This is a genomic window from Allobosea sp. AAP35, from assembly GCF_001295925.1.
Classification (GTDB): Bacteria; Pseudomonadota; Alphaproteobacteria; order Rhizobiales; family Beijerinckiaceae; genus Allobosea.
The window spans coordinates 515,754-527,170 of sequence record NZ_LJHQ01000003.1 but is presented as its reverse complement, the minus strand read 5'-3'; the positions used below and the strand labels follow the sequence as shown (position 1 = coordinate 527,170).

General features: G+C 67.5%; 11 protein-coding genes. 2 read left to right on the top strand and 9 right to left on the bottom strand.

Features of this window, described 5'->3' with window-relative positions:
• From IP69_RS03540 to IP69_RS03505, 8 genes are all read right to left on the bottom strand, one after another.
• A partial coding sequence (locus IP69_RS03540) for an error-prone DNA polymerase (protein ID WP_248306686.1) occupies positions 1 to 2,580 on the bottom strand: 2,580 nt, incomplete at its 3' end.
• An 8-nt stretch (positions 2,581 to 2,588) separates the two neighbouring features.
• Positions 2,589 to 4,130: a DNA polymerase Y family protein gene (locus IP69_RS03535; RefSeq protein ID WP_082358871.1), complete on the bottom strand. Its 1,542-nt coding sequence runs from the start codon at positions 4,128 to 4,130 to the stop codon at positions 2,589 to 2,591.
• Positions 4,036 to 4,926 (bottom strand): hypothetical protein, encoded by an 891-nt coding sequence (locus IP69_RS03530; protein WP_082358868.1) that lies wholly within the window; start codon positions 4,924 to 4,926, stop codon positions 4,036 to 4,038. The genes IP69_RS03535 and IP69_RS03530 overlap by 95 nt, the downstream gene beginning before the upstream one ends.
• Positions 4,927 to 5,029: 103 nt before the next feature.
• Positions 5,030 to 5,323 carry a type II toxin-antitoxin system RelE/ParE family toxin gene (locus tag IP69_RS03525; protein ID WP_054141384.1) on the bottom strand — a complete coding sequence of 98 codons (294 nt, stop codon included), beginning with the start codon at positions 5,321 to 5,323 and terminating at the stop codon, positions 5,030 to 5,032.
• Complete coding sequence (locus tag IP69_RS03520; protein WP_054141383.1) at positions 5,324 to 5,575, bottom strand: type II toxin-antitoxin system ParD family antitoxin; 252 nt, start codon at positions 5,573 to 5,575, stop codon at positions 5,324 to 5,326.
• A 100-nt stretch (positions 5,576 to 5,675) separates the two neighbouring features.
• Positions 5,676 to 6,701, bottom strand: a complete 1,026-nt coding sequence (locus IP69_RS03515) for an ABC transporter substrate-binding protein (RefSeq protein WP_054141382.1) — start codon at positions 6,699 to 6,701, stop codon at positions 5,676 to 5,678.
• Positions 6,702 to 6,735: 34 nt separating this feature from the next.
• Positions 6,736 to 7,512, bottom strand: a complete 777-nt coding sequence (locus IP69_RS03510) for an ABC transporter permease (RefSeq protein ID WP_054141381.1) — start codon at positions 7,510 to 7,512, stop codon at positions 6,736 to 6,738.
• Positions 7,512 to 8,405, bottom strand: a complete 894-nt coding sequence (locus tag IP69_RS03505; protein ID WP_082358865.1) for an ABC transporter ATP-binding protein — start codon at positions 8,403 to 8,405, stop codon at positions 7,512 to 7,514. The genes IP69_RS03510 and IP69_RS03505 overlap by 1 nt, the downstream gene beginning before the upstream one ends.
• Before the next feature lie 164 nt (positions 8,406 to 8,569).
• Here IP69_RS03505 and IP69_RS03500 point away from each other — a divergent pair, with 164 nt between their 5' ends.
• Positions 8,570 to 9,304, top strand: a complete 735-nt coding sequence (locus IP69_RS03500; RefSeq protein ID WP_054141380.1) for a GntR family transcriptional regulator — start codon at positions 8,570 to 8,572, stop codon at positions 9,302 to 9,304.
• A 118-nt stretch (positions 9,305 to 9,422) separates the two neighbouring features.
• Positions 9,423 to 10,715 (top strand): amidohydrolase family protein, encoded by a 1,293-nt coding sequence (locus tag IP69_RS03495; RefSeq protein WP_054141379.1) that lies wholly within the window; start codon positions 9,423 to 9,425, stop codon positions 10,713 to 10,715.
• Positions 10,716 to 11,161: 446 nt separating this feature from the next.
• Here IP69_RS03495 and IP69_RS03490 read toward each other — a convergent pair whose 3' ends face one another.
• Entirely contained in the window at positions 11,162 to 11,359 is a 198-nt protein-coding gene (locus IP69_RS03490; RefSeq protein ID WP_054141378.1) for a hypothetical protein, read from the bottom strand.
• Positions 11,360 to 11,417: the final 58 nt, after the last annotated feature.

Sequence of the window (11,417 nt, the reverse complement as noted above, 5' to 3'; positions counted from 1 at the left end):
CCCCCACCCTAGCCCTCCCCACCGCAAGCGGGGGGACGGAATGAGCGGCTCGCCATCCCCAGGCTCCAACCCATTGTCCCAGAAACTGAAATTCACATCCACGGCGCGTGGCTCGACGCCGCCGATCTCCTGCGCCTCGCGCACGATCTGGGCCGGCGCGTAGAAGCCCATCGGCTGCGCGTTCAAAAGCGCGCAGGCGAAGGCGGCCGGGTGGTGCTTCTTGAGCCAGGAAGAAATGTAGACCAGCTTGGCGAAGGAGGCGGCGTGGCTCTCGGGAAAGCCGTAGCTGCCGAAACCCTTGATCTGGTCGAAGCAGCGCTGGGCGAAGCTGCGCTCATAGCCGCGCGCGACCATGCGCTCGACCATCAGCGCCTCGTAATTGCCGATCGAGCCGTCATTGCGGAAGGTCGCCATCGCCTTGCGCAAGCCGTTGACCTCGATGTCCGAGAACTTCGCCGCGACCATGGCGAGCTTCATCGCCTGCTCCTGGAAGAGCGGCACGCCGAAGGTCTTGACCAGCACCTGCTTGAGCTCGTCGGCGGGACCATGCTCGGGCGCGGGCGAGGGATAGGTGACCTCCTCCAGCCCGGCCCGGCGGCGCAGATAAGGATGCACCATGTCGCCCTGGATCGGGCCCGGACGAACGATCGCGACCTGGATGACGAGGTCGTAGAGGATGCGCGGCTTCAGCCGCGGCAGCATGTTCATCTGCGCCCGGCTCTCGACCTGGAAGACGCCGAGCGAGTGCCCCTTGCAGAGCATGTCGTAGGTCGGGCCATCGTCCCGGGGTACGTCGGCGAGGCCTAAATCCAGGCCTTCGTGATGCCTGAGCAGATCGAAGGCCTTGCGGATGCAGGTCAGCATGCCCAATGCGAGCACGTCGATCTTCATCAGCCTGAGCGCGTCGATGTCGTCCTTGTCCCATTCGAGGAAGGTGCGGTCGTCCATGGCAGCGTTGCCGATCGGCACCATCTCGTCGAGGCGGCCGCGCGCCAGTACGAAGCCGCCGACATGCTGCGAGAGATGGCGGGGAAACAGCAGCAGGCGCTGGGCGAAGCGCACGGCGCGCGCGATCGACGGATTGTCCGGATCAAGCCCCGCCTGGCGGATATGGGCATCGGCGATCTCGCTGCCCCAGGAGCCCCATTGCGTCGAGGCCAGCTTGGCCGTGACGTCCTCGGTGAGGCCGAGCGCCTTGCCGATGTCACGGATGGCGCTGCGCGGGCGGTAGCGGATCACGGTCGCGGCGATGCCGGCGCGGTGGCGGCCATATTGCGCATAGATCCACTGGATCACCTCCTCGCGCCGCTCATGCTCGAAATCAACGTCGATATCGGGCGGCTCGCGGCGCTGGGTCGAGATGAAGCGCTCGAACAGCACGTCGCTTTCGGCGGGATCGACCGCGGTGATACCGAGCACGAAGCAGACGGCCGAATTGGCGGCGGAGCCCCGGCCCTGACAGAGAATGCCCTTGTTCTCGGCGAAATCGACGATCTGGCGGATGGTCAGGAAGTAGCGCGCATAGTCGAGCGTCTCGATCAGGGCGAGTTCCTTGTCGATCAGGGCCTGGACCTTGGCGGGGACGCCGTCGGGGTAGCGGATCTGCGACCGCCGCCGCACCAGTTCCGTCAGCCAGCCCTGCGGCGTCCAGCCGGGAGGCACCGGCTCATCGGGATATTCGTAGCGAAGCTGGCCGAGATCGAAATCGATGCGGCTCAGCAGATGGTCGATCTCGGCGATCGCCTCGGGCGCATCGCTGAACAGCCGCGCCATTTCCCGCCCGGTCTTGAGATGACGCTCGGCATTGGCCTCGAGCAGGCGACCGGCCCTGTCGATGGTGACGCCTTCGCGGATGCAGGTCAGCAGATCCTGCAGATCTCGCTGTTCGGGCGCATCATAGAGCACGTCGTTGGTGGCCAGCAGCGGCGTGCGGGTCCAGGCTGCGATGGCTTTCAGACGGGCGAGCCTGCGGCGGTCGTCGCCCTTGCGATGCATGCTGGCGCCGAGCCAGACCGCGCCCGGCGCGGCCTCGTCGAGACGCGCCAGCAGGGCCGGCAGCGCCTCCAGCCGCGGGCCTGGCATGACGATGAGCAAAAGATCGCGCGCATCCGACAGCAGATCCTCGCCATGCAGGACGCACCTGCCCTTGCCGGCCCTCAGATTGCCCTGGCTCAGCAGACGGCAAAGGCGGCCCCAGCCGGCGCGGTTGGCGGGGTAGACGACGATGTCGGGCGTGCCGTCGGCAAAGACGAGGCGGCTGCCGACGACGAGCCTGAACGACCCGACCATGGCCTGGATTTCAGCGGGGGTGAGACCGAGGCCGGAAAAGACCGGGTTCTCGACCCAGACCTGCTCGCCGGGGCTGTCGCCCTCCTTCATCTTCTCGACCGGCGACAGCCCGTCCTTGAGATCCCGCAGCGCGGTCCAGACCCGGACCACGCCGGCCACCGTGTTGCGATCGGCGATGCCGATGCCGCGATGCCCCAGCAGCAGCGCGGTGAGCAGCAGGTTGGGGCCCGGCGATGCCCCGCGCAGGAAGGAAAAATTCGTCGCGGCAACGAGTTCGGCGTAAGCGTTCACAGTTTGAATCATGCGAAGAGACCGTGCAGGAACCAGCGCGGCGGCTCGCCGCCCTCGTACAGGCCGGCCCGAAAGATCCAGAAGCGGCGTCCCTGCGCATCCTCGACGCGGTAATAGTCGCGCAGCGGCGGCTGCGGCCCGTCGCGCCACCATTCCGGCGCGATGCGTTCAGGACCCTCGGCGCGAGCGATCTCGTGCAGCACGCGCCGCCACCGGAACCGCAGCGGCGGACCGTCGGGCACCTCGGCCAGGGTCTCGACCGGCTGGGGCGGCTCGAACAGTTGAAGCGGGCGGGTCGGCGGTTCATTGGGCAGCGGGGCGGGCCAGGCAATGCCGGAAACCGCAGCCGCGACGGGGACCGCCCTCGCCTCCCGGCGCGGATCATGGGTGTCCTGCACCACGAAGCGCAGCACCCGGTCGCGGCCGAAACGCGCGACCAGCCGATCGACCAGATCGGCGACCGCCTCGTCCTCGACGGCCCGCCGGTCGAGCGTCTGCTGCGCCTCGTTCAGCGGTTCGCAAACCGGGACGGCGAGCCGGACCGCGTCGAAACCGAAGCCGGGATCGAGCGGATCGGCCAGGGCGTCGATGCGCTCGCGGTAAAGCCTGAGAATGGCTTTGGCATCGCGGCTGGGACGTCCGGTTTCGAGGAAAAGCCGCCTCACCGCCCCGTCCGTCCGGAAGAAATGGATCTCGAAAGCGCGCCCGCCCTCGCCGCGCTGCTCCAGCACGCGCGCGGCCTCCGCGATCAGCCGGGTCACGACCTCCTCCAGCCCCTGCGCATCGAGCATGGGTTCGGCGAAATGCCGCTCGACGACGCAGGCCGGCGGCGGACGCAAGGGGGTGATGCGCACATCCTCGTAACCGAGCGTGCGCCGCAGCCGCGTCCCGATTTCCGCGCCGAAGCGGGCCGACAGGGCCATGGACGGGCGCACGGCAAGGTCGGCCAGCGTCTTCAGCCCGGCGCGCGACAGGGCGATCACGGTATCCGGGGGGAGGCCCAGCGCCGCGACCGGCAGCGGCCGGAGCCAGGCTTCGTCCTCTCCCACCGGCACGATGCCGCCGGCCCCAAAACGCGACAGGGCATGGGCGGCCTCCGGCGTGCCGGCGATGGCGCAGCGCAGGTCGAGCCCGCCATTCTTCATCCAGCGCCCGATCATGGCCTGAAGCGCCGCCTCGCCGCCGAAGAGATGGGCGCAGCCGGTGATGTCAAGCAGCAGCCCGTAAGGCTGGTCGAGCGCGACGAGCGGCGTGAAGCGGTCGCAGAAGGCCGCCAGCCTGACCAGGAAAGCCTCATCGGCCTCGGGTTCGGCCTCAATGGCGATGAGAGACGGAATCCGGGCACGCGCATCGGCCAGCGTCAGTCCCCGCGTCAGGCCGAGCGCCTGCGCGCGCTGGTCGCAATCGACCAGCCGAAGCGCGTTGCGCACCGTGGCGAAGACGACCAGCGGCGCGTCAGCCGGCCCGCCGGACGCGGGGATCCGCCCCTCCCGCCGCAGCCGGTCGGTCGGCAGGAAAGGGAACCACAGGGCGAGATAGCGGCGTGGCATCGGGGCTGGCTCTGGGCTGCGGGGGGCTGGCGTCACGGCCGGCTTCGGCCTGGCGGTCTCGAACGTCGCGCTCCTGGAAAGCGCACTCCTGGAAAGATTGTCGGTCACGGCTCCACTCCACACGCCACTCACACTCACTCAGGCCGCCGCGATGGCGCAGCAGCCTCACACTGAAAGCCGGATCGCCCGGCGCATTGGCCTCCAGCGCCCGCGACGGCAGGGAGGAAACCTGCCAGCGGGTCGAGGCCGCGCTCGGCTGCGGCGCCACGGCGGCGCGCAGCACAAGCGTCGTCGCGCCAGAGCCCTCCGCCGCCAGCGCAAGACGCCGGCTCGCGGTCAGGTCGAGGTGGCGCGGCATGCCCCAGGGCTCGATCAGCACCGCCCCCAGCGCCGGGCAGCGGGCGGCCTCGGCCCCGGCCCGCAGCACGCCCTCGGCATCGCGCGCCCGCACCAGCAGGATACGGGCGGGGTCGAGCCCGAGTTCGGTCAGCCCCGGCGGATGCAGCCGGCCGACCTCGGCATCGACGACATCCTGTCGGACCCAGAGAATCGGGCGTGTCCCGGCCGCCCGGATCGCCAGCCCGACCGCGAACCCGGTCGCCGCCGCAAGATCGGCCGTGGCGGGGGCATAGACCTCGTGCAGAGCGGCGCGGGCGATGCCGCCGCCCAGCACATCGTCGAGCCCGGCTGCGCCGAAGCTCACCTGCCCCACCGCGACGGGCGCACAGCGCAACGCAGCCTGCGCGAGGTGGCGGCGCAGATCGGCCAGGGCCAAAGGGTCGGGTCTGGTGCGCATGAGAGCTCATGTTCTGTATTTGTTCTTTTATAGAACGAGCCCTGGCGGAAAGGCGAGTCGGAGTTGCCCCTTGAGAACCGAGAGAGCCGGCCGTGCCCTGTGCTTAAAGTCGCACCCAGTCGAGATGACGCGCGCCGTGCAGGATGCGTTCGATGACAAGGGCATCGTCACGGATCGCATGAAAAATCAGATAGCGGCCGTGGACGGTGATCCGAATGCCCGCTCCGTATTCCTCGCGCAGCGGATAGGCTTCCGGCTGATCGACGATCCTGGCGCAATGGGCCCGGAGTTCGGCCACAAAGGACAAGGCCCGCCGGGGACTGTCAGCAGCGATGAAAAGCGCGATGTCTTCGAGATCGTTCTCCGCGGGCGGCGCGAAGCGGCAGGGCCGTGACACCTACTCGACCATCGCCTGAAGCCGGGCTTCGATCCGGTCGAACACCGCATCGGCTGAGGTGGTCGTCGCGCCCGCGCGGCTTTCAGCGATGGAGCGGCGAATATCCGCGACGGACAGTTGGCGCGCCTGTTCCTGATCGTGGCGGATCAGATCCCGCACATAGTCGCTCGCGCTGGCATAGTCCCCGTCGTCGATGCGGCGCTGGACCCAGTCCCGCATCGGATCGGGGAGAGAGATATTCATCGACGCCATCGCCTGTCCTCCTGTTCGGAGGATGGCATTAAATGGCATCAACTGCCATTGAAAATGGGGGTACCGGGTCGGCAAACGACCCGGTACCCCCTTAGTGTGATCAATTCGCCGTGTAGACCAGCTCGCGCTCGGCCTTGGGCGGCAGGAAGGCGCGGGAGAAGATCTCCTCGGGCTTGGGCGTGCGGGCGAGCTGATAGCCCTCGACGATGATGCCGATGGCGTTGGCCATGCGGGCGTCCTTGGTGTCGCCGACGCCGATCTCCTTCATCTCCGGCGAGACGATGAGCTGGTCGAAGGAGTATTGCAGGCGCTTCTTCTCGACCGCCTCGTTGACGAGGTTGTCGAAGGCCATGACCGACTTCATCCCGAGCGCCTGGTCCTTGGCGATCTCCAGCATCGCCTTGTTGGTGGCGCGCACGAGGCCCGCGACGGCCTTGGGGTTCTCCTTGATCATCTTCTGCGAGACCATCAGCCCGTTGGAATAGAGATCGAGCCCGTAATCGCCGAAGGTCAGCCAGTTGAAGTCCTTGTCGGGGTCCTGGCGGTTGAGCAGCAGGTTGAAATAGCTGGTGATGTTGAAGACCAGCGCGCCGTCGATGTCGCCCTTGATCAGCAGCGGCTCCTGCAGGTTGGGCGCCATATTGGTGAGCTTGATCTTGGCCATGTCGAGCCCGTTCTTGCGGGCGAAGACCTCAAGCAGGCGGGTCGTCGGAGTCCCTTGCGCGCCGCCCAGCGTCTTGCCCTCGAGATCCTTGGGCTTGGTGATGCCTGTCGCCTTCTTGCTCGAGATCGCGAAGGGCGGCCGGTTCCAGATCATGTAGACCATGACCGGGTTCTCGCCCGGCTTGGCGGCGGCGTTCTGGATGATGGCGTTGACGTCGCCGAAGCCGGCGTCATAGGCGCCGCCCATGATGCGGGTGACGGTCGCGCCCGAGCCCTCGCCCTGGTCGATGACGACGTTCAGGCCTTCCGCCTTGTAGTAGCCCTTGTCGCGGGCGACGAAGAAGGCGGCGTCCGAGCCTTGCGTCTTCCAGCCCAGGGTGAACTTGACGGTGGTCTCCTGAGCCTGGGCGAGGCTTGTGAAAGCAAGGCCTGCGATGAGCGTGGCAGCGAGTCTTTTCAGCATCTTGGTCCCCTTCTTTGATGTTTCGATTCAGGTTTCAGGCGGCGATGAGATCGTTCTTGCGGGTGGCCCAGCCGGTGACGCGGCCCTCGATCAGCGAGAAGGCGGCGTAGAGCGCCACACCCAACCCCGCGAGGATGAAGAGCCCGGCGAAGACCAGCGGCGTGTTGAAGTTGGAGGAGGCCGACATCATCACATTGCCGATGCCGCGGTTGGAGGCGACGGTCTCGGCCAGCACGGTGCCGACGAAGGCATAGGTGATCGCGACCTTCAGCGAGGCGAAGAAGAACGGCATCGTGCGCGGCAGGCCGACATTCCAGAGGATGTCGAGCTTGGAGGCGCCCAGCGCCTTGAGCACGTCCTCCATCTCCGGCTCGGTGGTGGCTAAGCCCGTGGCGATGTTCACGACGATCGGGAAAAAGCAGATCGCCAGCGAGGTCAGCACGGCAGGCACCGTGCCCGAGCCGAACCAGAGCACGAAGATCGGCACGACCGCGACCTTCGGGATCGACGAGAAGCCGATCAGCAGCGGGTAGACCGTGTCATAGGCCGTGCGCGAGACGCCGATGACAGCGCCCAGCAGCACGCCGAGCGCCACACCGAGCACGAAGCCGGTCATCGTCGTGCCCAGCGTCTGCAGGATATGCGGCCAGAGGATCGGCATGCGCTGAAACAGCGTGGCGAAGATCTGGCTCGGGCGCGGCAGGATCAGATCCGACATGCCCGAGAGCAGGCAGAAGGCTTCCCAACCGGCGAAGAACAGGACGATCAGCCCGGCCGACCAGAATCTCTGCCTCAAGGCGCGGTTCTTCATCAGACGCTCTCCGCAACGGACGGGGCGGCCCGGGCATCGACGATGAGTTCGCGCAGGCGCTGGTTGAGCGCGACGAAATCAGGCTCGAAGGTCATGGCGATGCTGCGCGGGCGGGCGAAATCCACCGCCGCATCATCGATGATGCGGCCGGGGCGCGCGCTCATCACGCAGATGCGGCTGCCCAGGAAACCGGCCTCGCGCAGGTCGTGCGTGACGAGCAGCACGGTCGGGCGATGCGCCAGCCAGAGCTCCTGCATGATCGCCCAGAGCTCCTCGCGGGTGAACTGGTCGAGTGCGCCGAAGGGCTCGTCCAGCAGCAGCAGGCGCGGCTCATGGATCAGCGCGCGGCAAAGATTGGCGCGCTGGAGCATGCCGCCCGAGAGCTGCCACGGGAATTTGCTGGCGAAACCCTTGAGGCCGACCTGGGCAAGCAGGGCATGGGCCCTGTCGCGGAAGGCGCCGTTCTTCTCTTTCGCGTATTGCGAACGGAAGGGCTGCACGATCTTGAGCGGCAGCATGATGTTCCGCTCGATCGTGAGCCAGGGGAGCATGGTCGGGTTCTGGAAGGCCATGCCGACGCGCAGGGCCCGCGCCGCGACCTCGCGCCCGCCGACGACGACCACACCCGATGTCGGCTTCACCAGCCCGCTGGCGAGGCGCAGGATCGTCGATTTGCCGCAGCCTGACGGGCCGACAAGTGCGACGAACTCGCCCTCGGCGATGCGCAGGCTGGTCTGCGCCAGGGCCGGCACCGAATTTGCTCCCTGCCCGAAGGTGACGGAGGCTTGCGACAGTTCGATCGCGGCCGCCGGCGCGACGGCGGCGGCGGCGGCAGCACCCGGCAAGGGCTGCGAGGCAACCAGCGGAGAGGCGTATGACGGCGAGCTGACCATGGCAAAAAGTGCATGCAAAGACGGTGCCAAATTGCATTCCGTCGCCACCCCAATTGGCCGCATCAGGCTGCGTCGGCGCGCTTTCACATTGTTGCGGGCCTGCCGATTGCCGCGGCGCCCGCGAAGGCGCTAAGACGAGACCTCGATCATCTGGATTTTCAACGATGTCGCGCGAGGAGAGCCGGGGTCGCCCCGCGACGGACAAGGTCGGAACCATCTGCCGCGCCCTGCGGCGGGCGATCATCGAACAGGCGCTCGAACCCGGCGCGAAGCTGCCCGAGGATGCGCTTGGCGAGCGCTTCGGCGTCAGCCGCACGATCGCGCGCCATGCGCTGGGGCAGCTCGCAGCCGAGGGTTTGGTGGAGTTGCGCCGCAACCGCATCGCGGTCGTCGCAACACCGAGCTGGCAGGAGGCGCGCGACGCGTTCGATATCCGCATCGAGCTGGAGCGGCTGGTCGTGCGGCAACTCGCCGGACGCCTGACGAAGGCACAGATCGCGCAGCTCCATGCCCATGTCGATGCCGAAGATTCCGCCCGCAACGGGCCCGATCCGATCTCGATCCGGCTCGCGACCGAGTTCCACATCCTGCTCGCGAGCATGACCGAGAGCCCGATCCTGATCCGCTATGTCAGCGAAATCGCCTATCGCTGCTGCCTGACGCTGTCGCTGTTCAGCCGGCCGCATTCCTCAGAATGCGCAATCAACGAGCACCGGATGCTGATCGACGCGCTGGCCAAAGGCGATGCCGAGGAGGTGATATCGCTGATGCACCACCATCTCGATTCCGTGGCGAACCGCGCGCTGGTGGCGCAGTCGCGACCACGTGGCCGCGATATCATGGATATCCTCGCGCCCTATGCCGAGCCGCTGCGGCCACACGCCAAGGCGGCCGGCTAGCGACTTCGCCGCCTGCTCCTGCCCCCCTGTCGCCGCCGACGGCGCGAGCCTTCACGGGAGGAAAGGCGGCATATAAAGTGCATGCAGTTTCTCAGCCTCCCCCAACCGCTCAGTGCAGATGCCAGACGATACCGCCTTCGACCTGATCTTCCGCCAGGCCAGCCTCGCGGGCCATGACCGCCCAGTGGATATCGGCGTCAGGCGCGGCCGATTTTCCGCGATCGCGCCGGTCATCACCTCCGATGCGCCCGAGATCGTCATCGGCGGCCGCGCCGTGCTGCCCGGCTTCGTCGACACTCATGTCCATCTCGACAAGGCCTGTCTGCTCGGCCGCTGCGGGCATCTGCATGGCGGCCTGAAGGAAGCGATCGCAGCCGTTTCGACGATGAAGCGCGATTTCACCGTGGCGGATGTCCATGCACGCGGCGCGCAGGTGCTGGAGCGCGCGATCGGCAAGGGCACGACGCAGATGCGCAGCCATGTCGAGGTCGATCCCCGCATCGGCCTGCGCAGCTTCGAGGCGCTGAAGGCTCTGAAACGGGATTACGCTTGGGCGATCGATCTGTCGCTCTGCGTCTTTCCGCAGGAGGGGCTGACCAACGATCCCGGCACCGAGGAGCTGCTGATCCAGGCCCTGCGCGACGGCGCCGATGCGCTCGGCGGCTGCCCCTACACCGACACAGATCCAAACGAGCAGATCGCCCGGCTGTTTACGCTGGCCACGCGCTTCGATGTCGATCTCGATTTCCATCTCGATTTCGACCTCGATGCGAGTTGGATGCATCTCGACGAGGTCTGCCGGCAGACGGTGGTCCATGGGTTTGGCGGGCGTGTCGCGATCGGCCACGTCACCAAGCTATCGGCCCTTCCGCCAGACGCCTTTGCGCAAGCGGCGGACCGGCTGGCGGAGGCGGGTGTCGCTGTGACGGTCCTACCCTCGACCGACGTCTATCTGATGGGGCGTGCGGCGACACATGACGTGCCGCGAGGCCTGACGCCGGCGCACCGGCTGCTCGCGCATGGCGTCACCTGCTCCGTCGCGACCAACAATGTCCTGAACCCGTTCACGCCCTTCGGCGACGCCTCGCTGCTGCGGATGGCGAATTTCTACGCCAATGTCGCGCAGGTCGGCCCGGAGGGTTTCGGCGCTTGCATCGATCTGGTGACGACGCTGCCGGCCAGACTGATGAACCTCAGGGATTACGGGATCGCCATCGGCAACCCGGCCGATCTGATCGTGCTCGACGCGCCGACCGCCGGTGAGGCGCTGGCAGGGCTCGCCGAGCCGGTGATGGGCTTCAAAAGCGGACGCCAGAGCTTCTCGCGGCCAGTGGCGGAGCTGTATCGGCCGGCGGAGGCAATGGCAGCGCCAGGACGGCTTGCCGTCGCGGGCGGATCAGGCGGTTCCTGACGCTGGCCCATTCTTGGAAGCTCAATACACTACGGTGCCACGCATTCTGGGGCCATTGCCGCGGCCGCGGCATGAGCAGGCGGCGCCGAGAGATGCTGCGCGCGTCAGAACACAGGTCGATCGCGGGGTTTCGCACTGACGCCCCCTCGCCTGCCGCGACGAAGGCCGCGCCGGCGTCACGCCCGCCCCGGCGCCCCGATCATACAAGGGCACGGAATTGGGGGAGCCGGAGCCGATCGGCGCGCCCGCGCCTGGAATGCGGCCGCCACTCGAGCGCAGGCGCAGATCAGGCACCGAATCGGTGATCGAGGGCGGACCCAGTCCCTGGCGCGGGCCGCCGGGGACCAGCGGGCCAGATCCCGGCGTGCCGACGGATTGGGCGCTCGCCGACCAGGAGGCGGCCAACAGGGCCGCGAGCGCGACGGCGCGGACACCAAAGCGGGCCATCATCGCGGTCCCCGATCGCCGGGCGTCGAATTGGGGTTGGGCTCCACCGCCACGCCCCGGTCGGCCTCCCAGGCAGTGGTGAGTTCGACGAGCACGGTGAGTTCCGTCTCGGCGCCGGGTGTGCATTCCGGCAACTGCCCCAGTTCGCGGATCCGGCGCTTGGCGGCCTCGTATTCGGCGTCGCTGCTGATCGTCATGTTCACTCCCTGTCGCGAGGGAAACGGGGCAGAGGCAAGGCTGTTCCCGATTTCCGTG

Excerpts from the sequence above, each read along its gene's own strand:
- IP69_RS03535 (WP_082358871.1), bottom strand. The coding sequence starts at position 4,130 with ATGCCACGCCGCTATCTCGCCCTGTGGTTCCCTTTCCTGCCGACCGAC.
- IP69_RS03500 (WP_054141380.1), top strand. The coding sequence starts at position 8,570 with ATGTCGCGCGAGGAGAGCCGGGGTCGCCCCGCGACGGACAAGGTCGGA.
- IP69_RS03530 (WP_082358868.1), bottom strand. The coding sequence starts at position 4,926 with ATGCGCACCAGACCCGACCCTTTGGCCCTGGCCGATCTGCGCCGCCAC.
- IP69_RS03495 (WP_054141379.1), top strand. The coding sequence starts at position 9,423 with ATGCCAGACGATACCGCCTTCGACCTGATCTTCCGCCAGGCCAGCCTC.
- IP69_RS03490 (WP_054141378.1), bottom strand. The coding sequence starts at position 11,359 with ATGACGATCAGCAGCGACGCCGAATACGAGGCCGCCAAGCGCCGGATC.
- IP69_RS03510 (WP_054141381.1), bottom strand. The coding sequence starts at position 7,512 with ATGAAGAACCGCGCCTTGAGGCAGAGATTCTGGTCGGCCGGGCTGATC.
- IP69_RS03505 (WP_082358865.1), bottom strand. The coding sequence starts at position 8,405 with ATGGTCAGCTCGCCGTCATACGCCTCTCCGCTGGTTGCCTCGCAGCCC.
- IP69_RS03520 (WP_054141383.1), bottom strand. The coding sequence starts at position 5,575 with ATGGCGTCGATGAATATCTCTCTCCCCGATCCGATGCGGGACTGGGTC.
- IP69_RS03515 (WP_054141382.1), bottom strand. The coding sequence starts at position 6,701 with ATGCTGAAAAGACTCGCTGCCACGCTCATCGCAGGCCTTGCTTTCACA.